This window comes from Eoetvoesiella sp. (assembly GCF_035555955.1).
Lineage (GTDB): Bacteria > Pseudomonadota > Gammaproteobacteria > Burkholderiales > Burkholderiaceae_B > Eoetvoesia.
Window position 1 is genome coordinate 17,425 of sequence record NZ_DATMGA010000013.1, and the last position, 20,346, is coordinate 37,770.

Consider the following 20,346-nt stretch of genomic DNA (forward strand, 5'->3'; position numbering starts at 1 on the left):
GAGCCGCAAAACAAAATCCTCTTATCGGCCACGACCCGCGATCACGCAAACCGAATCGCGGATCGAGCCATGCCCGCCGCCTACTTCTTGTTGGCAGCCTGCGCCATGAGTTTATGGATGATGGCTTCCGCCTCGGCATAGAGCTTTGCGCCGTTACCGCCCTTGGCGTCGACATCCTTGATCCATTCGTTGCTTACGTTCTTGGTGGCGTCGATCCAGCGTTTGTATTCAGCATCGCTCATGTAATGGAATACGCTGCCATTCGCTTTGGAGACCTTCATGAAGTCGGCTTCCCGCTCGTCGAAGACTGTGCGCCCAGCCCAGGCCGAGACCTCTTCGCCGCTGTTGTCGTCGATGACCTTCTTGAGATCGGGCGGCAGGCTGTCGTAGCGCGCCTGGTTCATACCAAAAAGAAAGATGGAATTACCCATGCGAGGCTGGCCCTTGGGCACATCGAAATGGTAGTGGGTGATCTCGTCGAGCTTGATGGCCGGCACCCCTTCCCAGGGCACGGCGGCGCCATCGACCACGCCCTTGGACACGGCATCGGGAACCGCCGGCAGCGGCATCTGCACCGGCGCCGCGCCAATGGCCGTCAGCATTTTGGAGTTGACCCGGTTGGCCGAGCGGATCTTCAGGCCCTTGAAGTCATCCAGGGTCTTGGGCTGCTTATCGACAAAGTGCAGGAGGGTGCCGCCATGGGTATGCATGAAAATGGGATGCACGCCCTTGTATTCGTCCATGGCGTATTTGTGCGTGAACTCCCACAGCGCGCGGCTGCCGATTTCGGCATTGGGCACCAGCCACGGCAGTTCGTAGACCGCGCTTTTGGTGAAGCGGCCCGACGCCTGCGTCGACAAGGTCCAGACGATGTCCGCCACGCCATCCTTGGCCTGGTCGAACAACTGGCCCGGCGTGCCGCCCAATTGCATGGCCGGGTAGATCTGGCACACCATTCGCTGGTTGGACTCCTTGGCGATCTTGTCGCACCAGGGCTGGATCATGTTGACCTGGGCGTTGGAGGTGGACGGCAGGAAATGGGAAACCCTGAGCACTATCTTGTCGGCGGCCTGCACCGAGGCGGCCATGCCCAGCCCCAGGGCCAGGACGGCCAATCGGCCGAGAATCGCTGTTTTTTGCAACGGCCGTTTTGTCATTGTTGTCATGTTTGTCTCCTTGTGTGTGCGGGATTCGAGTCCCATATTTTTGCGGCGGAGCCGCAAATCAAAGCGCCCCGAAGGCCCTGACCAGAACCAGGGTGATGCTCGGGAACAGTACCAGGGCCGCGATGCGGATGAAGTCGGACGCCAGGAAAGGCATGACGCCCTTGAACGTTTCGGTCAGCGGCACATCCTTGGCCATGCGGTTGATGATGTAGACGTTCATACCCACGGGCGGATGCACCAGGCCGATTTCCACCACCATCAGGGCGAGAATGCCGAACCAGATGGATTTGTCTTCGAGCCCCATGCCCCAGAAATCCAGCCCCATGATCATGGGATAGAAAATGGGAATGGTCAGCAGGATCATGGCCAGCGAGTCCATGACGCAGCCCAGCAGGATGTAGACGATCAGAACCGCCACGATGATGAGGAACGGCGACAGCCCGCTGTGCTGAACCCAGTGGGCCAGCTCGGTCGGCATTTGCGACAGGGCCAACGCGACGTTCAGCATGTCGGCCCCCAGCAATACCAGGTAGATCATGGCCGTGGCCTGGGCGGCGCCCAGCGCGCTGGCCAGCAGCCCCTGCCAGCGCAGCCCGCCGGTCACCACCGCGATAATGCCGCAGGCCGCCGCGCCGATGGCCGCCGCCTCGGTGGGCGTGGCCCAGCCCGCGTAAATACCCACGATGACCACCACGAACACCGCCAGCACGGGGCCGACCTGGATCAGCGCCCTGATGCGCTCGGGCCAGGCGGCCCGCGGCCCGGCCGGCCCTTTCTCGGGATTTCGGCGCACAATGATTTGAATGACCACCATATAGCCCAGCATGGCCAGCACGCCGGGAATGACGGCGGCCATGAACAGCTTGCCGATGGATTCCTGGGTCAGGATGGCGTAGATGATGAGCGGCACCGAGGGCGGAATCATGATGCCCAGCGTGCCGCCCGCCGCGAGCGTACCCGTGGCCAGGCTGCCGGCATAGCCGTAGCGGCGCAATTCGGGCAGCACCACCTGCCCCATGGTGGCCGCAGTGGCCAGCGACGAGCCGCAGATGGCGCCGAACCCGGCGCAGGCGCCCACCGCAGCCATGGCGACTCCGCCCCGGCGATGCCCGATAAACGCACTGACGAAACGGAACAGGCTGCGGCTCAAGCCCCCATGGGTAGCGAACTGCCCCATAAGAAGGAACAAGGGAATCACCACCAGGTCGTAGTTCGACAGGCGCGCGTACGTCAGATTTTTCAAGGAAGCCAGAAGCGGCGTCCAGTTGCCGCCCGTCAAATAGACATAGCCTCCGGCCCCCGCCACGAACATCGAGATGCCGATGGGTATGCGTATGACCATGAGCGTGAGCAGCACCGCGAACATGATCAGGCCAACCGTAATTCCCGTCATGGCTGTCCCCCCGCCGCGTAAACATGGCTTACCTTGACATGCAGGAAGCACATGTACAGGCCGGCGATGGCCAGGAGTATGAAGCCGGGCACCATGGAGGCCTGCACCACCCAGATGGGCCAGGCCAGGATGGGCGAGGTTTCAGCGGCTTCGCGCAGAGACATGGCCCCCACCCAGCTGCGCCATGCGATCACCACGCCGAAAAGGCCGACCAGCAAAGAACCCAGGGCGTCGAGCCGGTGCACGGTTTGCGGCCTGGCGTGGGCGGTGAAGAAATCGACCTTGACGTCGCCGTTTTCAAGATGGCAGTAGGCAAAGAAAGTGGCCGAGGCAAAAGCGGCCACCATCATGAGGATTTCCATGTCGCCGGGCACCGGCATGGAAAACAGCTTGCGCCCGACAATGGAAATCAGGGACATGATGACCAGCGCCACGAAGGCCAGGCTGCCCACGGCAGCGAAGAACTTAGACACGGCCAGCAAGCGATGGCCGAACGGGCCGAACTGATCATGCAAGACAGACGCGGCGACGGCCTCGTCTTCCAGGGGGGATTGCATAGAGTCTCCAGGGATATATATTTTTATGGAGTGAATCGGGCATTCGGGGGGACGCCGGGGCGGGCGCGCCCCGGAACTCCGCCCGTATCCCGCCACCCTTTACCGCTTTTTCTTTACTTTCTTTCAGTACAGTGTGTCGTGCATGGATGCGTACCGCAATGTCGTTTTCGTACTAAACCATTATTAGCTTGGCTTATAGCGACGGGCCTGCGGAACCAGGAAAGCGCAATGAAAAAGAGCATCCACTACGCCAGCCTGCCAGCCAACGCGCAGCGTCAGAAGGGATAATGGCGCGGCGTCGTTTGCACCGTGATCCAGCGCAGCGTGGTAAAGGCCTCGATGCCCGCCATGCCGCCAAAGCGTCCGTAGCCGGAATCCTTGACGCCGCCGAAAGGCATTTGCGCCTCGTCGTGCACGGTTGGCCCATTGACATGGCATATGCCGGACTCGATGCGCTTGGCAACCTGCCATGCCCGGCCGACGTCGGTGCCGAACACCGCCGCCGAAAGCCCGTAGCTGGTGTCGTTGGCGGCCGCGACGGCTTCGTCCACGCCATTGACTCTAATGACGGGCTTGACCGGGCCGAAGCTTTCCTCGTGGTAGATGCGCATGTCGGAAGTCACGTGGTCGAGCAGCGTGGCGGGGAAAAGCGTGGAATCCGCCTTGCCGCCGCATATCAGCTTCGCCCCCTTGGCCAGGGCATCCTCGATGAGTTCGTTGCAGCGATTGACGATGCTGGCGTCCGCCACGGAGCCGAGCACCACGGGCCCCTTGCGGGGATCGCCCAGCGGCAGGGCCTTGGCCTTGGCGGCGAGCTTGTCGATGAAGGCGTCGGCGATTTTATTGTCGACGATGAGGCGCTCGGTGCTCATGCAGACCTGGCCGGAATTGGCGAATGCGCCAAAGGCGGCGCCGTTGACGGCTTCGTCGAGGTTGGCGTCGTCCAGGACCACGAAAGGCGCTTTGCCGCCCAGTTCCAGAATAACCGGCGTGAGGTACTTGGCGCAGGTCTGGGCGATGAGCTTGCCGACCCGGGTCGACCCGGTGAAGTTGACGCACCTGAGCATGGGATGCGAAACCATGGCTTCGACGACTTCCGCGGCATCGGCGGGCGCGTTCGTCACGAAGTTGACCACCCCTTCGGGGAAGCCGGCTTCCTTGAAGGCCTCGACGATGATCCCGTGAGTGGCCGGGCATAGCTCCGAGCCCTTGAATATGACCGTATTGCCGCAGGCCAGGGGCGTGGCGATGGCCCGTATGCCCAGGATGACCGGCGCGTTCCAGGGCGCGATGCCCAGGATGACGCCCGTGGGCTGGCGCACGGCAAGCGCCAGGTTGCCGGGCACGTCGGAGGGAATGACTTCGCCGCTGATACGGGTGGTGATGGCCGCGGCCTCGTGCAGCATGCCCGCCGCCAGATGAACATTGAACCCGGCCCAGGGCGCGGCGGCCCCGGTTTCCGACGCCATCGCGGCGATCAGCGCTTCCGCCTTGCCCTCGAGCGCATGCGCCGCCTTCGACAACAGCGCCCTGCGCTCGCCGGGAGTGGTTTCGGACCAGGCGGCGAACGCCGCGGCGGCCGCCTCGACCGCCGCCCTGGCGTCTTCCGGCGTGGCCGCCGGCGCGACAGTGGCAACGCTGCCGTCCAACGGATTGCAGCGTTCGAAAGTCTGCCCGTTGGATGCCTGCACGGACTTATTATTGATAAGCATGGAAATCTTGTTCATTACCTTCCTCCTTTAATGCATTTTGTGAATTCAGATCAGGCCACTTCCACCTCGACGAGCGTGGGCACGCTGGCGTTGAGCGCGCGATCGAGCGCGGCGCGCAGTTCCGCCGCGTCGGAAATCCGCTCGGCCTGGACCCCCATGCCCTTCGCCAGGGACACGAAGTCGATGTCGGGCAAATCGGTGCCGGTAAGCGGCGTGGCGGGGTCGTAGCCGAAGATCCCGGCGAACTCTCGCAGTGCCGCGTATTTGCGGTTATTGAGAATGACGAAAGCCATCGGCAGCTCGAACTGCGCGGCGCTCCAGAGCGCTTGTATGGAATACATGGCCGAGCCGTCGCCAATCAGGGCGATGACCTTGGACTCGGGCCTGGCCAGCGCCACCCCGACCGCAGCCGGCAGCCCGTAGCCCAGACCGCCGCTGCACATGGTGTAGAACGTTTCCGTCTCGTAGATAGGCAGGTAGTCGTGCATGGTCGACCGCGAGCTGGGTGCCTCTTCGACGATGATGCTGGAACGGCTCCGGGCCTGATCCAGGGTCTGCAATGCAAAGGCGACCGACATGCGCTCGCCGCGGCCGGGCATTTCGACGACAGGCTTGCGGGGCACGGGCGCCAGCGTGGCGCGCGCGGCGGGGCCGCCCAACGCAACGAGATCCCGGACACCCTGCTGAATGCTGCAAATAATGGAGACGCCGGCTGGCGCCCACGCGGCGACATTGGGATCCTCGGTTAGCTGGATCAGGCTTGCGCCTTCGGGCAGGTGGGGCCCCTTGCCGTCGATATGGTAGGTAAACACCGGCGCGCCGATGGCAAACACCAGGTCGTGCCCGTCCAGAATGCTGACGATACGCTCGCGTATCGCGGGCAGAAAGCCCCCGAACAAGCGGTGATCCTCGGGAAAACTGCAACGTCCCGACATCGGCGCCACGTAGACGCGCGCTTCGTGCAGCTCGGCCAGCTTCACCACATCGTCCCAGCCCTGGTCGCGATCCACCGCAGCCCCGACCACCAGCGCCGGGCGGCTGGCGCCGGCCAGATCCTTGGCGGCCTGGGCCAGCAAGGCAGCATCGGGACGGATGTTCCGGCTGACCTGATGCGGCGCCACTTTGTCTGTCATGACTTCCCAGTCGTCGGAAGGAATCGACACGAACACCGGCCCCCGGGGATGCGTCATGGCGATTTGATAGGCGCGGGCCAGGGCCAGCGGCACATCTTCGGGGCGGGCCGGCTCGATGCTCCATTTGACGTAGGGCTTGGGCAGCTCGGGGGCCTGCATGGATCCCAGGAACGGATCGTAGGGCAAAATGGGCCTGGCCTGCTGGCCCGCCGTGATGACCAGAGGCGTCTTGTTCTTGAACGCGGTAAAGATATTGCCCATGGCATGGCCCACCCCCGCCGCAGAGTGCAGGTTTATGAACGCCGCGTTATGCGTGGCCTGGGCATAGCCGTCGGCCATCCCCACCACCACCGACTCCTGCAGTCCCAATACGTACCGGAAGTCGTCGGGAAAATCGAAAAAGAAGGGAAGCTCGGTGGAGCCCGGGTTGCCGAATATCGAGGTCATGCCCAGGGAGCGGAGCAGGTCCAGGACCGCCTCGCGTACCGTGACCTGGCCCGAGTCGCGTGCGATGGATGAAGGTGTCGTCATGAAATGTCCTAGCCTTTGATTGCCGATGGTTCATTATGGTTGACGCACCATTATCTGGCTATAAAATAACTTTACTAATTGATTATTAGGTATGCGAATATGGTTCTGCCGGACCTGAATCTGCTGCGACTTTTCGAAGCCATTTATCGCCTGCGCAATGTCAGCCGGGCCGCCGAGGCGCTGCAGATGTCCCAGCCGGCCGCCAGCCAGGGGCTGACCCGGCTGAGGCTGGCTCTTGGCGATGCCCTTTTCGTGCGCGCCCCGGGCGGCATGCGGCCCACCCCAAGGGCGCACCGCCTGGCCAACGTCGTCCAGGCGGCCATCATCTCCATCGAGGGCGCGCTGAACGAAACCACGTCGTTCGACCCCGCCTCGGCGAAAATGACGGTGCGCATACACATGAGCGATATCGGGGAAGCCCGCCTGCTGCCAACCCTGATGACGGAACTGAGGCGGCTGGCTCCGGGCATAAAGGTGCAAACCTACCCGCTGGCGTACGAGCAGATCGTCAATGCGCTGGACACCGGCAAACTGGACTTTGCCTGCGGCTTTCTGCCGTCCATCATCGACACGCCCTGCATACCCTTGTTTCAGGAAAAATACGCGGTCGTCGTGCGGCGCGGCCACCCCCTGGAGCAGCACTTTCGCAAATTGCCGGCCCATTCGGCGACCCAGGCCCTGTCGCAACTCAATTACGTTGCCGTGCGATCACACCCCGAAACCGTGCGCATCCTTCAGCAACTGGGCCTGGAAGATCACCTGGTGCTTACCTCGGCGCACTTTCTGGCGCTGCCCGAAATCGTAAGGCATACCGACCTTGGGGTCATCATGCCCTGCGATATCGTGGAGCGCTTTTTTTCTTATGCGAACAAATACCATGTCCTGAAAGCCGAGCTGCCGCAAAACATCCTTACCGTGTCCGTGTACTGGAGCAGGCGCTTCGAGGCCGACCCGGTGCACCGGTGGCTGCGGGAGTTCATTGTCGAAACCTTCCAGCACCCCGATCTCAGGGGCTTGCGCGAAGCCCCCAAGTCGATGATTACAAGGGGCGCAGCCCCATGATCTCGCGGGCTTCGGCGGGCGTGGCCGGCTCGAAGCCCAGTTCACGGATAACGCGCACGAAACGCTCGACCAGCATGACGTTGGTGGCCAGCACGCCGTGCTCGTAGTACAGATTGTCTTCAAGGCCCACGCGGGCGTGGCCGCCCAGCAGCACGGCATGCACGGCGGCGGGCAATTGGGCCTGCCCGATGGCGCTGACGTTGAACACGGTGTCCTGCGGCAGGTGCTCGACCATCATTTGCAGGATCTTGGGGGTATAAGGCAGCGCTCCCTGGAAGGCATTGACACCCAGCACGATATTGATGAAGTAAGGCGCTTTGTCCAGCCCCTCTTTGATGGCGCCGCCAACATCCTTGATGATGTCTTCCAGACTGAAGACTTCCCACTCGGGCTTGATGCCGCGCTTCATCATTCCCTGAGCCAGCTTGCGGATGCGCGACGGCGTCGTGGGCACCAGGATTTCCTTGTCGCCGAACGAGGCGCAAATCGTCTGCGCATCGAGCGTGCACATTTCGGCGCCCGGCGCCTCCATGCCCTTGAGGCGCTGTTCGAAATTGATTTCCCACAGCCCGTTGTTGAGCTGATGGATCATGTCGCCATTGATGCCGCCGCCCGTGGAGTTGTTGAGCACGATATCGCACTTGGCGCGGATGAGTTCGTTCATCTGCGCGTACACCTTGGGATCGCAAGTGGCCTCGTCGTCGGCGGCTCGGCGGGCATGCAGGGCCACGACGCTGGCGCCGGCGTTGTAGCAGCGATAAACATCGTCGGCGATTTCCTGGGGCTGCGTCGGCAAATTGGGATTTTGCTTCTTGCTGGCCATCCCGCCCGTGGGGGCGACGGTGACGATGACTTTACGTGCGCTCATGAGTGTATCTCCTTGGTATGCATGGCTTGGCGACCATGACTCTTGGTTGCCGACGGCTTTGCCTGGTTATCGTAGCAATTAATCGCCCATCTGAATAATGGAATAACGCGCCTGGGCTATGAGCGCTATCCATGAATCCGTGTACTTATTCCTGAGTAGCCGCTTCGGGATGGAGCTGCTCATAGGCCGCCGCCAGCCCCGGATCGCGCTTGCGTATCTCGGCGTGATCGACCCGCCCGGTGCGAGTCATGTAGCTGTAGGCAAACTCCACGGGTGTCAGGCTGGGAACGAGCTCGTCCATTTTTTCGTACCAGGCGATGCTGGTGTTGGCGGCCGTCCATATTTTTTCCATGGGCGGCAGGCGCAGCTCTTGAAAACGCTGCAAGGCGGCCGGAATGTCGCCCCGCGTTTCCTTGAAGGCCTTGAAAAGCGCCACCGAATCCTCCATCGCCAGCCGCGTACCCGAGCCGATGGAAAAGTGCGCGGTGCGCAGGGCGTCGCCCAGCAAAACGATATTGTCCTTGCTCCAGCGTTCGTTCCAGATGACCGGGAAATTGCGCCAATACGAATGATTTGAAATGATCGGATGGCCTTCCAGCTCGTTGGCAAATACCTCTTCGCAATACTTGACGGTGTCTTCGGGGCTCATGGTTTCAAAGCCCGCGCGTTTCCAGGTGGCCTCTTCGACTTCCACCAGAAAAGTGCTCATGTCGGGTTTGTAGCGGTAGTGGTGCGCGCAGAACACGCCAGCGCCGGTCTCGCGAAAGGTCAGGGTCAGGCTGTTGAAGGCCTTGCTTGTGCCGTACCAGATGAACTTGTTGGGCCGCCAGTCGACGGTGGTGCCGAACACGGCTTCGTTCTCGCTGCGTATCCAGGACGACGCGCCGTTGGCGCCCACGATCAGATCGGCCTCGCCAAGCTGCTCCAGGTTGTTGATTTCGGTGCCGAACCTGATTTCGACCCCCAGCTGCTCGACATAGTCGTACAGCAGGGTCAGCAGTTCCAGGCGGCCAATCGAGGTAAACCCGTTGCCGGCCACCGGCACCCGCGTGTCGTTGTGGGCAATCGTGATCTCGGGCCAGTTTTCAAGATGCGGCGTCAGGTACTGGTACAAGGTTTCGTCGTCCGCCCTCAGAAACTCCAGCGCCCGGTCGGAAAACACCACGCCGAACCCGAAGGTCGCGCCGCGCGGGTTCCGCTCGAACACGGTGATTTCGTGCCGCGGATCATGCTGCTTCATGAGCGCCGCAAAATACAGCCCGCCGGGCCCCGCCCCGATAATCTTGATCTTCATGAGTCCTTCCCGCTCGTCGTGCATGGCTTGCGGCCACCCACGGTTTTATTCAAAAAAGAATTCCGGTCAACCGTCATTGCATGATACGCGGCAAACACCGGCCCGAATAATGCTTACCCTATATAGTCGTTATGCAGATTCCGTTCAAGCTAAAGCCTTGGTATGCGTATTTACGCCAACAGCCATTCGAAGCGCCCATGAAAAAAGGCGGCTTGCGCCGCCCCTTTCTCCAGCCCGAACCCTGACCTTACTTCAGGGGGCAGGCTCCCACGTAGACATCCTGCCTATCCTTCAACGGCGTGGCGACGTACTGGGGAACGATCTTGTCGCCTTGCCTCACGTATTTGAAGGCGTAGTAATTTTGTATGGGCATGTTGTTGCGATTGAACTTGAACGGCCCGCGCACCGACTCGAAGCTTTCGCCCGCGGCCTTGACCGCCGCCGCCAGCTTCGCCTTGTCGTGAAGGTCCGGGCCCATCGCGCCAAAAGCCGTCTTCAGGATATTGGCGGCATCGTACCCGGCCGCCGCGTAATAGCTGGGCAGGCGCTTGTATTTCTGCTGGAAGGCGGCGACGAATTTCTTATTGGCGGGATTGTCCAGCGCGGCATCCCACATAGCCCCCGCCGTAACCCCGACCGCCGCGTCGCCGATGGCGGGCAAGGTGGTCGGGTCTACCATGAACACCGAAAACACAGGCATTGCGGGCAGGACGCCGGCCTGCTTCAACTGCTTGGCAAAGTTTATGCCCATGCCGCCCGGGTAGAACACGAAAACCGCGTCCGGCTTGTCGGCCTGGATCTGGGTGATTTCCGTTGAATAGTCCGCTTGGCCGATCTGGGTATAGACCTCGTCGACCACCTTGCCCTTGTAGAAGCGCTTGAAGCCGGTCAGCATGTCCTTGCCCGCCTGGTAATTGGGCGCACCCAGGAACACCCTTTTATAGCCTTGTTCCTGCGCCAGTTTTCCCATGGCCTCGGACGGCCCGTCGGACTGCCAGGCCGCCACGAACAGGTTGGGCGAACATTGGGCGCCGGCAATGCTCGCGGGCCCGGCGTTGGTGGCAATGGCGACCGTTCCCGACTCGACGATGCGCGGCCGGGCCGCCATGAGGACATTGGTGGCGCTTAGCCCGACGATGGCATCGACACGATCCCTTTCAATGAACTTGCGGGTGATCTGCGCACCCAACTCGGGCTTGATCTGGTCGTCCTCCTTGAGCACGGTGACGGGTTCGCCGCCCATCTTGCCGCCCGCCATCTCGACGCCCAGCATGAAGCCGTCGTATTGATCCTGGCCCAGCACGCCCTGGGGACCCGACAACGGGCCCATGAAACCGATCTTCACCTCGGCCAACGCGCCCTGCGACGCCAACACCATCAGACCCGCAAGCAGGCTTGCCGCATGGGTTCTCCTCATGACTCAGCTCCTTGTATGATTTTTCTGAAAACGGCCAGCCGGCGCGGGGCGCGGGGGTTGCGCCCTGCTCCGCCGAACTGCGCCAAACATCAGCCTTTCATGCTAAAGAGAGCAGATATCAAGTCAATAAAAATCCGGATATAACAGTTAACCGGCATTTGAATAACCGGGCTGGCGGCGGTGCCGCGCCGCCGCACACGGCTCTAGGACATGGTGCACTGCTTCGCGTAGGGATCCGCGTAGTCCTTCAAGACATCGGGGGCGACCATCTCGTAGGCGATGTGGCCCGCCGCGTCCTTGGCGATGCGGAAGATGTGATAGCTTTGCACCGGGTAGTTGTTGTTGCCGAAGCGGAATGCCCCGCGCACGGAATCGAACTTGGCGCTCTTGATGGCTTTGGAAAGCGCCTTGTGGTCCGATACCTTGCCGTCCAAGGAGGCAATCGCGGCATTGAGCATGACGGCCGCGTCGTAGCTGAACGCCGCATAGGCCGACGGCGAACGCTTGTACTTGGCCTTGAACGCCGCCACGAACTGGCGCGACTGCGCATTGGCCATGCCCGGCGTCCAGGTGTCGCCCGCCACGGCGCCGACGGCGGCATCGCCCATGGCGTCGGCCGACGCCCCTTCGATCGAGTTCGCGGAATAAAGCGGATATTTTTCGCCAAGCCCCGCCTGCTTGTACTGGCGCACAAAACTCACGGCCAAGGCGCCCGGATAGAAAATGAAAACGGCTTCTGGCTTGGAGGCGTTGACTTGCGTGAGCTCCGCCGAGAAATCCAGCTGGCTCAGCGGCGTGTAGATTTCGTTGACGACTTCGCCTTTGTAGGCCCGTTTGAGCCCCGCTATCTTGTCCTTGCCGCCCACGAAGTTGGGCGTAAGCGTGCTGATGCGCTTGAATCCTTTGTCGTTCATGTACTTGCCCACGGCTTCGGCCGGCACATCGCTTTGCCATGACGTAATGAACAGATTCGGCTTGCACTGCGCGCCGGCCGTGGGCGACGGGCCCGACACCGTGCCCACGAAGGGCACGTCGGTATTGGCGATCTTGGGCTGCAGCGACATCAGGATATTGGCGAAGGTCAGTCCGACCACCACATCGACCTTCTCGCGCTCGAGCAGCTTGGACAAGGAATTCTGCGCCACCTCGGGCTTTTGCTGATCGTCCTCGACAAGCACCGTTGCTTTCACGCCTCCGAGCTTGCCCGAGAACTGCTCGACCGCCAGGTTGAACCCGTCCAGCTGGTCCTGCCCCACGGCGGCGGACGGCCCCGACAACGTACCCAGAAAACCCACCTTGACGTCGGCCGCCGCCATCGACGGCCATGCGGACGCCAGCATCAACGCCACGGTCGCAAAACCAAATTCCTTATTCATCATTTTGTCCCCCTTTTCGTTTTCGTATGAAACTGATTGATGTTGCTCAGACAATGCGGGTTTCCAGCACACCCAGGCCATGGATGCCCACTTTCACAACATCGCCGCGTTTGAGAAACACGCCGGATTCCATGCCCACCCCAGCAGGCGTGCCGGTAAGCAATATGTCGCCAGGCAGCAAGTCGAGCCGGTGGCTTAAATAGCTGATCTGATCGGCCACGCCATACATGTGATTGCTGGTGTTCGAATCCTGCTTGAGTTCACCATTGAGCCAAAGCCGGATGCCCAGGTTCTCGGGCGAGCCGACGAATTCCGCCGGGGTGATCCAGGGCCCCATGGGGCAAGAGCCCGTGAAGCATTTATGGCCTATCCAGTCGAACCGGAACGGCGAGCTGGCGTCGACCTTGTCGCGCTTCAGGTTGTCGCGAGCCGACAGGTCGTTTGCGCAGGAATACCCCGCCACATGGTCCAGCGCCTGTTCAACCGGGACCCGCGATGCCCGCCGGCCAATGACCACGGCCAGCTCGGCCTCCCAGTCCAGCATGTGCGTGTGCTCGGGATAGGGCACGCCCTGTCCATGGCCGGCCAGCGTCGCCTGCCCGGCCTTGATGAAGTGCCAGGGCGCGATGCCCTCCGACTTGGGGTCCAGCACCAGTTTCATATTGAGCGCGCGGCCCATGGCCTCGACGTGATCCCGGTAATTGGCGCCGGCCGCGTAGATGGTGCCGCAACGGGTCTGTGGCGACAGGAACTGGATGCCGGAGGACTCCAGCGCCGCGGCATCGCGGGCGCCTGCCGCAATATCGGCCGCCAGCCGGCCAAGAACCTTGCGGGCTTCGTCCCAATCCAGCAGCAAGTCGTCGACGCAGCGCCAATGCGCATGATCGGGCCCCAGCAGGCGCCGCAGATCGTACAAGGCTTCATTGACTGCAATGCCTGGGCGCGCGCCGCCCCCACGCTCACGATACGTGAACATCCGATACATCATAGGAAGAATTCCTGTCAGGTTAACGAAGCAGATAGGACTGGTCGGAGAAACGCAGCGACACGGTGACGCCGCCCTCCATCAATACCCATTTCTTGATTTCGACCGTGTAAACGCCTTCACGGATGAACGGATCGCCGGCGAGAATCTCGCGCACCTCGGACTCGGAGGCAGCGCGAAAAATAGACATGCCCCCCAAGGCGCCAGGCGTCCCGCCTTCGCCGACGAACGGCCCGGAGGCGAACAATTCGCCACGCTGCTCGCATTGAGCCGCCCACTGGAGATGCGGCGTCAGCACTTCGGTGAACCGGGAAAGATCCGCGGGAACCCGCAAGGCCACGAACAGCGGCTTGCCCAGCATCCTGGCCATCATGGCTTGAGCATCGACGGGAAGACTCATGTCAAGGCTCCTCGAAATTGACAATGAAATCGGGCGGCGGCGGCGAGCTGGCCCAAACGGCGGTCAGTTCGTCGGGCGGCACATTGAACGGCACCCAGCCGCTGTCGTCTTCCGGGATGACGTCGATATCCCAGAAATACTCGGCCAGACTGCCCCAGGGATCGCGGATGTAATGGAAATAATTCGAACCGGCCACATGGCGGCCCAACCCGAACCCGTCCTTATAGCCCGCGCGCAGCAACGTCTGGGCTCCGACCTCGATTTCGTCCAGATCCGACACTTCGAAGCTCATGTGATGCAAGCCGGTATGCGTGCTTTTGGCAAGCCCCACCACGTGGTGATCTCCACCGCCCGAGCCGCGCAAAAAGGCAATGAGGTCGAAGGCCCGGTCTGAAACCTTCATACCCAGCACATCGGTATAGAACGCCACCGACGCATCGACATCTGGCGTGAATTTGATGAGATGCCCAAGACGCAGCGGCACCGCCTTCTTGTGGCGGGTGGCGGGCACGCAGGCCCGTCCGACCCGGCGGTATCGGCCATGGGCGTTGATCTCGGGCGGCAGGCTGCCCGTTGCGGGGGCCGGCTCGGCCACCTGCACATTGAGCCAGTCGCCATGCGGATCCTGGAACCAGATGCCGCCGAAAGGTACATCGAAAGGCGGCGAAGCAACCGGAACCGCCGACTTCTCCAGCCTGCGCCGAAGTTCGGCCATGCCGGATTCGTTGGTGCCCAACGAGACATAGGCCAGCTTCTTTTTGGTGCCGGGCATGAGCCGAACCTGATCCTGCGCCCGGCCGGGACAGCGGAACACCAAGTCGCTGCCGGAGGCACGCGCCTGCAATCCGAACAACTCGTAGAAGGCGCGCCCCACTTCCAGATCCGGAACGACGATGCCGACATGCAAAAGCGAACGTATCATGACTACCCTTTCAATGACTTGATGCAAAGCGTGTCGCAGAGGCCGCGCAACGTGCCAGGCCGCCGCGCATGGCTTCAGCGGAATAAAAATTCAAGACCTGGAATCGGCCTCGATGAGCTTGATCACCGCCGCGATATCCTCGCCGCCCATGCCGCTGGCAAGCGCGCGTTCGAAGTACGGCGTGGAAACCGAGAACAAGGGCGTTGCGCAGCCCAGCTCGTCGGCCATGGCGCGGCCCAGCTTCAGGTATTTTTCCAGCGTGTTGAACGGTCCCGGCGCCGGCGAGAATTTCCGGGCGGCCATCAGCGGCGCCCTCACACCGAACATGGCGGAGCCGCCCGCCCCTTTCTGGATGACCTCGGCGACCAATTGCGGATCGAAGCCCGCCCGGACGCCAAGGTTCATAGCCTCGGCCGCGGCCAGGGTATGGATGGACAACAGATAATTGGCGATGAGCTTCATGGCGACGGCGGAACCATATTCGCCCAATTGGAAAACGGCGGGAGTAATGGCTTCGAGCAACGGCAGACACGACTGGAACACCTTGGGGTCGCCGCCGGCGTAGATGGCGGCCTTGCGGCTGACCACCATGGGCGGGGAACCGCTGATCTCGGCCTCCAGAGCCCGCGCCCCCTTGGCGGCGATCTTGGCCGCCTGCTCCAGCTTGAAGGCCTTTCGGTAGGTGCCCATCTCGATCACGGTATGGTCGTCGGTAAGCACCTGCAATATGCCGTCGCGGCCCTCCAGGACTTCGAGTTCGGCGTCTTCGCCGGGCAGGCACAGCAAAATCACCGAGGCCGCGCGAGCCACCTCTGCGGGCGACTCCAGGGCCTTGCCGCCCTGGCGCACGAACTCTTCGCGGTCATGGCGCCGAAAACCCACTACCGGGAAGCCCGCCTGCATAAGATTGACGGCAACCGGCAGGCCGAGCTGCCCGATGCCTATCATCCCCACGGTTTGATTCTGTCTGGCCACAAAACCTCCTGCGCGATCTGTTTTTTCAATTCTATCGAGCACGCCATCGTTAAACCATGGCAATTCATTAATAACAATGTATTAATGAGATTTATACTTTTGGGGAAACCGCACCTTCGCAGGCGGCGAAGATCAGTTCGCGCAGCCATATATTGGCGGGATCCCGGTGGAATCTGTCGTGCCAGTACAGGGCGATTTCAAACGACGGCAGATCCAGCGGCATGGGCTTGATGGCCAGTGGATAGTGCTCGGAGAGCTTCAGCGCGAGCTCTACCGGCGCGCACCACACCAGATCGGAGGAGATGATGAGGTGCGGGGCGGACAAGTACTGCGGCAAGCGTATTTTGATCTGGTTGCGCGCGCCGGCATCGACAAGCGCCCTTTCGATGATAAGGTGGCCGCTGCCCGAATACTCGACCAGCAGGTGATCGAGGGTGCGCAGCATGTCGTAGGTCAACTTGCGGCGGGCAAGCGGGTGCTGCGCGCGCATGACGCACACATAGTGCTGCATGAAGAGCGGCCGGCGATGGATGGAGGTTTCCAGCGACGGCAGGAAGCCCAGCGCCAGATCCATGCGCCCGCTGGCCAGGCCCGCAAGGGTGTCCTCGATGGATTGAAAGGCGGTGCGAAGGCGCACCGACGGAGCCTGCCTGGCCACCTCGTGGAATATCCTGGGCAGGCACACCACCTCGCCCACATCCCGCGTGCGTATGGTGAACTGGCGTCGCGATGTCTCCGGATCGAACGGGGTATGCGTGTTGGAGGCCGTGCGTATCATGGCCAGCGCCGTCAGCAACTGGTGCGAAGCGCCCACCGCGTAGGGCGTGGGCTCCATGCGGCGCCCCACCTGCGTGAACAGCTTGTCGTTGTGTTCCAGCCTTAATCGTTTCAGGGCGCTGCTGACCGCCGCCTGGGTCAGCCCGAGGTTCTCGGCGGCCAGCGTCACCGAGCGGTCGCGCCACATGGCCTCGAAGACATACAGAAGATTGAGATCTTTCATTCATGCTCCGCCGATGGGCGCTGCCGGCTCCGCGCCCATGGCCACGCTCCGTTCAAGGCACCGGCCGGGTGCGGCGCAACCGCCTTGCGCGTCCGGCGCCGTGGAGTCTACACACCCAGATACTGATGCACGATGCGATCGTCGCCGCGCAGGTCGTCGGAACTGCCGTCCCACACCACCTTGCCCTTTTCAAGCACGTAGTGGCGGTCGGCGAACTCGAGCAGGGCGCCCACGTTCTTGTCGATGACGATCTGCGAGAGGCCTTCGGCCTTGAGCGCGGTAAGTGCCTGCCAGATTTCCGCGCGGATCAGGGGAGCCAGGCCCTCGGTGGCCTCGTCCAGCACCAGCAGGCGCGGATTGGTCATGAGCGCGCGGCCGATGGCCAGCATCTGCTGCTCGCCCCCCGATAATTGGGAACCCAGATTCGAGCTGCGCTCTTTGAGTCGGGGGAAAAACTGGTACACACGCTGCAGCGTCCAGGGCTGGCCCTTGCCGCCATGGCCGGCCGCCCTTGCGGTTGCCACCAGGTTTTCCTCGACCGACAGATTGGGAAACACCTGGCGGCCCTCGGGCACCAGGCCCAGCCCAAGCCGGGCGATACTGTACGACGGCAGGGCGCTGGTGATCTTGCCGTCGAAGGAAATTTCGCCTTGCCCCACGGGAAGCAGCCCGAACAGGCATTTGATGGTGGTGGAGCGGCCCATGCCATTGCGGCCCAGCAAGGTCACCACCTGCCCTTCATTGACCTGGAACGATACGCCGAACAAGGCCTGGGCATGGCCGTACGACGCATGGAGATTACGGACTTCGAGTAATGCAGTCATGATCTTTACCTTACGCTTTGGCTTCGTCGCCAAGGTATACAGCCCGAACCTCGGGGTTGTTGCGGATTTCATCGGGCGTGCCGGAAATCACGGCCTTGCCGTACACCAGAACGGTGATCCGGTCGGCCAGCGCGAACACCGCATCCATATCGTGTTCGATCAGCAATATGGAGTAGGTTCCCTTCAGCCGCTTCAGCAGCTCGACCACGCCGGCCGACTCCTGCACGCTCATGCCCGCCATGGGCTCGTCCAGCAGCAAGGCCTTGGGCTGCGCGGCCAGGGCCATGGCCAGCTCCAGCTGGCGCCGCTCGCCATAGGCCAGCTCGGCGGCCAGGACGTCGGCCCGGGGCAGCATGGTGGTAACGCCAAGGGCTTCGCGCGCAATGGCGACCAGGTCCTCGCGCCCCAGCATGGGTTTCCAGAAGCGGAAGGCGTGCTCTTTGGCGCCCATGGCCGCAAAAACCGTGTTCTCCAGAACCGTGAAGCCCTCGAAAATGGAGGTGATTTGATAAGACCGCAGCAAGCCTTTGCGCGCGCGTTCATGGATGGGCAGGGCCGTGATGCGTTTATTCATGAACTGCACCTCGCCCGAGTCGGCGCGCAGTTCGCCCGACAACTGGTTGATGAGCGTGGTCTTGCCCGCACCATTGGGGCCGATGATGGCGTGCAGCTCGCCGGGGCGCACGTCGATGGAAACCGCGTCGGTAACCAGCAGCCCTCCATAGCGCTTGGTGAGGGATTCCGTTTTTAATAGAAACTCGCTCATGACGCCGACTCCTTTTTGACCGCCGGCGCCTTGCCGCGCCAGGCTCCGCCGCGCGACGACAGCAAGCCGACCAGCCCCGCCTTGCCCACTAGCCCGATGACCACGATGGCCAGGCCGAATATTGCCATCCAATGGTCGGTGATGGACTTCATGACTTCTTCCAGCCCCAGGAAAGCGATGGCGCCCAGCATGGGCCCGAAAACCGTGCCGATTCCACCCAGCACTACCATGACCACCAGGTCGCCGGAAACGACCCAGGAAAGCGTGCTGGGCGAGGCAAAGGCGGTAAGATTGGCCAGCAGCAGGCCCGCCACACCGCACAGCATGGCCGACAGCACGTAAGACATGAGCAGGTACTTGCGCGCCGGGAAACCCACGGCATTGACACGCCGGGCGTTTTGCCGGGCGCCGCGCAGCACCATGCCGAACGGCGCGACGCGCACGCGGGCCATCCACCACGTAGCCAAAGCCAGCACCAGGAATGCGGCGATATACACCGTGTAGGTGTCGCCAAGATCCAGGCCGAAGAAGTGGCTGGTGTTGCTGACGCTGGTGCCGTCGTCGCCCCCGTACTGCTTGAGGCTGACGAACAGAAAATACCCCATCTGGGCAAAGGCCAGCGTAATCATGATGAAGCCGATGCCGGTGGTGCGCAGGCTGATGGCGCCGGTAATGTACCCGACGATGCCGCAGGCTACGATGGTGGCCAGCAGATGCACCCAGCCGCTGTCGATGCCGTAGAAGCTCGGCAGCGCCACACTATAGGCGCCAAGACCGAAGAACAGCGCGTGCCCGAGGCTGATAAGCCCGCCATAGCCCAGCGCCAGGTTGAGCGCCAGCGCCGCAATGGCATAGATGATCATGCGCGCAAAGAACGCCACGTAGAACGACTGGTCCATCCAGTAGCCCCATACCGGCACCAGGGCCAGCAGTACGAAGATCGCCAGCGGCACGATACGGCCGGCATCCCACTTTATGCTTCCTGGCTGCATTATTTGCCCCCCGCGAACAGGCCTTGGGGACGGATGGCCAGCACCACCGCCATCAGCACGTAGATAAGCATGGAGGCAATGGCCGGGCCCGCCGCGTTGGCGAGGTCGCGCGCCATGAACTGGTGCAGCATGATGGGCAGGAAGGCCCGCCCCAGCGTGTCGGCCACGCCCACGACCAGCGCCGCGTAGAAGGCGCCGCTGACCGACCCGATGCCGCCGATGACGATGACCACCAGGGTGGTGATGAGCACGGGCTCGCCCATGCCCGACTGCACCGAGAGAATGGGGCCGGCGATGGCGCCCGCCAGCCCGGCCAGCATGGCGCCCAGCGCAAACAGCAAGGCATTGAGCAGTTTTATATTGACGCCCAGCGCGCCGACCATTTGCGGGTTCACGGATCCCGCGCGTATCAGCATGCCAAGCCGCGTCTTATGGATGAGCCAATGCGCGCCGATGGCCACCAGCAAGCCCACCACGATGATGGCCACGCGATAGGCGGGGTAGGTCATGCCGAGGATGCTGACGGTGCTGTCCAGCCACGACGGCACGGGCAGGAACAAGGGTTGCGAGCCCCAGATGATTTGCACCATTTCATTGAAGAACAACACCAGGCCGAAGGTGACCAGGACGTGATCCAGATGGTCGCGCCGGTACAGGCGCGAAACCGCGGTGCGTTCGAGCACCACGCCCACCGCCAGGCAGCCGACCAGGGCGGCCAGCACCGCCAGTATGAATGAATTGGTGTGCCGGAAAACGGTGGCCGCGAAATACGCGCCCAGCATGTACAAGGAACCATGAGCCAGATTGACGAAACTCATGATGCCGAACACCAGCGTCAGCCCAGCGGCCAACAGAAACAGCAATACGCCGTACTGCAGGCCGTTGAGCAGTTGCGACAGGATCAACGTTAGACCCATGGACTACCCTCCTCGGTTGTGTCTTTGCTTCTTTGTCTTTGATTCTTCCGGGCCGG

Annotated in this window: 19 protein-coding genes; 1 reads left to right on the forward strand and 18 read right to left on the reverse strand. The window is 62.2% G+C overall.

What is annotated here, in order from left to right:
- Positions 1-80 precede the first annotated feature (80 nt).
- The 5 genes from VNT00_RS03155 to mdlC form a co-directional block, all read right to left on the reverse strand.
- Positions 81-1,166: a TRAP transporter substrate-binding protein gene (locus tag VNT00_RS03155; protein WP_325584435.1), complete on the reverse strand. Its 1,086-nt coding sequence runs from the start codon at positions 1,164-1,166 to the stop codon at positions 81-83.
- Positions 1,167-1,224: 58 nt separating this feature from the next.
- The gene (locus tag VNT00_RS03160; RefSeq protein ID WP_325584437.1) at positions 1,225-2,559 is read right to left on the reverse strand and encodes a TRAP transporter large permease; all 1,335 of its coding nucleotides are present in this window, start codon (positions 2,557-2,559) and stop codon (positions 1,225-1,227) included.
- Complete coding sequence (locus VNT00_RS03165) at positions 2,556-3,116, reverse strand: TRAP transporter small permease (protein ID WP_325584439.1); 561 nt, start codon at positions 3,114-3,116, stop codon at positions 2,556-2,558. The genes VNT00_RS03160 and VNT00_RS03165 overlap by 4 nt, the downstream gene beginning before the upstream one ends.
- 275 nt (positions 3,117-3,391) lie before the next feature.
- Positions 3,392-4,843: an aldehyde dehydrogenase gene (locus tag VNT00_RS03170; RefSeq protein ID WP_325584440.1), complete on the reverse strand. Its 1,452-nt coding sequence runs from the start codon at positions 4,841-4,843 to the stop codon at positions 3,392-3,394.
- 35 nt (positions 4,844-4,878) lie between these two features.
- Positions 4,879-6,492 carry a benzoylformate decarboxylase gene (gene mdlC, locus VNT00_RS03175; protein WP_325584441.1) on the reverse strand — a complete coding sequence of 538 codons (1,614 nt, stop codon included), beginning with the start codon at positions 6,490-6,492 and terminating at the stop codon, positions 4,879-4,881.
- Between the two features lie 99 nt (positions 6,493-6,591).
- Between mdlC and VNT00_RS03180 the strand changes: the two genes are divergently transcribed.
- On the forward strand, positions 6,592-7,554 hold the full coding sequence (locus tag VNT00_RS03180) for a LysR family transcriptional regulator (protein ID WP_325584443.1): 963 nt from the start codon (positions 6,592-6,594) through the stop codon (positions 7,552-7,554).
- Here the strand turns inward: VNT00_RS03180 and VNT00_RS03185 are convergent.
- The 13 genes from VNT00_RS03185 to VNT00_RS03245 form a co-directional block, all read right to left on the reverse strand.
- On the reverse strand, positions 7,532-8,422 hold the full coding sequence (locus VNT00_RS03185; protein ID WP_325584445.1) for a beta-keto acid cleavage family enzyme: 891 nt from the start codon (positions 8,420-8,422) through the stop codon (positions 7,532-7,534). The two genes, VNT00_RS03180 and VNT00_RS03185, sit on opposite strands and share 23 nt — an antisense overlap.
- A gap of 145 nt (positions 8,423-8,567) precedes the next feature.
- Entirely contained in the window at positions 8,568-9,716 is a 1,149-nt protein-coding gene (locus tag VNT00_RS03190; RefSeq protein ID WP_325584447.1) for an FAD-dependent monooxygenase, read from the reverse strand.
- A gap of 247 nt (positions 9,717-9,963) precedes the next feature.
- Entirely contained in the window at positions 9,964-11,133 is a 1,170-nt protein-coding gene (locus VNT00_RS03195) for an ABC transporter substrate-binding protein (protein WP_325584449.1), read from the reverse strand.
- 203 nt (positions 11,134-11,336) lie between these two features.
- A complete protein-coding gene (locus VNT00_RS03200; protein WP_325584451.1) occupies positions 11,337-12,512 on the reverse strand; it encodes an ABC transporter substrate-binding protein in 1,176 nt (391 codons plus the stop codon).
- A 43-nt stretch (positions 12,513-12,555) separates the two neighbouring features.
- Positions 12,556-13,497 (reverse strand): fumarylacetoacetate hydrolase family protein, encoded by a 942-nt coding sequence (locus VNT00_RS03205; protein ID WP_325584453.1) that lies wholly within the window; start codon positions 13,495-13,497, stop codon positions 12,556-12,558.
- 19 nt (positions 13,498-13,516) lie between these two features.
- The gene (locus tag VNT00_RS03210; RefSeq protein ID WP_325584455.1) at positions 13,517-13,894 is read right to left on the reverse strand and encodes a YciI family protein; all 378 of its coding nucleotides are present in this window, start codon (positions 13,892-13,894) and stop codon (positions 13,517-13,519) included.
- A gap of 1 nt (position 13,895) precedes the next feature.
- Positions 13,896-14,816 carry a VOC family protein gene (locus VNT00_RS03215; RefSeq protein ID WP_325584457.1) on the reverse strand — a complete coding sequence of 307 codons (921 nt, stop codon included), beginning with the start codon at positions 14,814-14,816 and terminating at the stop codon, positions 13,896-13,898.
- Between the two features lie 90 nt (positions 14,817-14,906).
- Positions 14,907-15,791, reverse strand: a complete 885-nt coding sequence (locus VNT00_RS03220; RefSeq protein WP_325584459.1) for an NAD(P)-dependent oxidoreductase — start codon at positions 15,789-15,791, stop codon at positions 14,907-14,909.
- 91 nt (positions 15,792-15,882) lie between these two features.
- Positions 15,883-16,791, reverse strand: coding sequence for a LysR family transcriptional regulator (locus tag VNT00_RS03225; RefSeq protein WP_325584461.1), 909 nt, complete (start codon positions 16,789-16,791; stop codon positions 15,883-15,885).
- A 107-nt stretch (positions 16,792-16,898) separates the two neighbouring features.
- Entirely contained in the window at positions 16,899-17,615 is a 717-nt protein-coding gene (locus tag VNT00_RS03230; RefSeq protein WP_325584463.1) for an ABC transporter ATP-binding protein, read from the reverse strand.
- A 10-nt stretch (positions 17,616-17,625) separates the two neighbouring features.
- On the reverse strand, positions 17,626-18,381 hold the full coding sequence (locus VNT00_RS03235) for an ABC transporter ATP-binding protein (RefSeq protein ID WP_325584465.1): 756 nt from the start codon (positions 18,379-18,381) through the stop codon (positions 17,626-17,628).
- A complete protein-coding gene (locus tag VNT00_RS03240; RefSeq protein ID WP_325584467.1) occupies positions 18,378-19,373 on the reverse strand; it encodes a branched-chain amino acid ABC transporter permease in 996 nt (331 codons plus the stop codon). The genes VNT00_RS03235 and VNT00_RS03240 overlap by 4 nt, the downstream gene beginning before the upstream one ends.
- Positions 19,373-20,290 carry a branched-chain amino acid ABC transporter permease gene (locus VNT00_RS03245; protein WP_325584469.1) on the reverse strand — a complete coding sequence of 306 codons (918 nt, stop codon included), beginning with the start codon at positions 20,288-20,290 and terminating at the stop codon, positions 19,373-19,375. Before VNT00_RS03245 ends, VNT00_RS03240 begins: the two co-directional genes overlap by 1 nt.
- Positions 20,291-20,346: the final 56 nt, after the last annotated feature.

What these genes read in the sequence shown, in the direction of transcription:
- VNT00_RS03245 (WP_325584469.1), bottom strand. Translation starts at nt 20,290, where the DNA reads ATGGGTCTAACGTTGATCCTGTCGCAACTGCTCAACGGCCTGCAGTAC.
- VNT00_RS03195 (WP_325584449.1), bottom strand. Translation starts at nt 11,133, where the DNA reads ATGAGGAGAACCCATGCGGCAAGCCTGCTTGCGGGTCTGATGGTGTTG.
- VNT00_RS03155 (WP_325584435.1), bottom strand. Translation starts at nt 1,166, where the DNA reads ATGACAACAATGACAAAACGGCCGTTGCAAAAAACAGCGATTCTCGGC.
- VNT00_RS03200 (WP_325584451.1), bottom strand. Translation starts at nt 12,512, where the DNA reads ATGATGAATAAGGAATTTGGTTTTGCGACCGTGGCGTTGATGCTGGCG.
- VNT00_RS03190 (WP_325584447.1), bottom strand. Translation starts at nt 9,716, where the DNA reads ATGAAGATCAAGATTATCGGGGCGGGGCCCGGCGGGCTGTATTTTGCG.
- VNT00_RS03165 (WP_325584439.1), bottom strand. Translation starts at nt 3,116, where the DNA reads ATGCAATCCCCCCTGGAAGACGAGGCCGTCGCCGCGTCTGTCTTGCAT.
- mdlC (WP_325584441.1), bottom strand. Translation starts at nt 6,492, where the DNA reads ATGACGACACCTTCATCCATCGCACGCGACTCGGGCCAGGTCACGGTA.
- VNT00_RS03225 (WP_325584461.1), bottom strand. Translation starts at nt 16,791, where the DNA reads ATGAAAGATCTCAATCTTCTGTATGTCTTCGAGGCCATGTGGCGCGAC.
- VNT00_RS03230 (WP_325584463.1), bottom strand. Translation starts at nt 17,615, where the DNA reads ATGACTGCATTACTCGAAGTCCGTAATCTCCATGCGTCGTACGGCCAT.
- VNT00_RS03160 (WP_325584437.1), bottom strand. Translation starts at nt 2,559, where the DNA reads ATGACGGGAATTACGGTTGGCCTGATCATGTTCGCGGTGCTGCTCACG.
- VNT00_RS03235 (WP_325584465.1), bottom strand. Translation starts at nt 18,381, where the DNA reads ATGAGCGAGTTTCTATTAAAAACGGAATCCCTCACCAAGCGCTATGGA.
- VNT00_RS03240 (WP_325584467.1), bottom strand. Translation starts at nt 19,373, where the DNA reads ATGCAGCCAGGAAGCATAAAGTGGGATGCCGGCCGTATCGTGCCGCTG.
- VNT00_RS03185 (WP_325584445.1), bottom strand. Translation starts at nt 8,422, where the DNA reads ATGAGCGCACGTAAAGTCATCGTCACCGTCGCCCCCACGGGCGGGATG.
- VNT00_RS03215 (WP_325584457.1), bottom strand. Translation starts at nt 14,816, where the DNA reads ATGATACGTTCGCTTTTGCATGTCGGCATCGTCGTTCCGGATCTGGAA.
- VNT00_RS03170 (WP_325584440.1), bottom strand. Translation starts at nt 4,843, where the DNA reads ATGAACAAGATTTCCATGCTTATCAATAATAAGTCCGTGCAGGCATCC.
- VNT00_RS03205 (WP_325584453.1), bottom strand. Translation starts at nt 13,497, where the DNA reads ATGATGTATCGGATGTTCACGTATCGTGAGCGTGGGGGCGGCGCGCGC.
- VNT00_RS03210 (WP_325584455.1), bottom strand. Translation starts at nt 13,894, where the DNA reads ATGAGTCTTCCCGTCGATGCTCAAGCCATGATGGCCAGGATGCTGGGC.
- VNT00_RS03180 (WP_325584443.1), top strand. Translation starts at nt 6,592, where the DNA reads ATGGTTCTGCCGGACCTGAATCTGCTGCGACTTTTCGAAGCCATTTAT.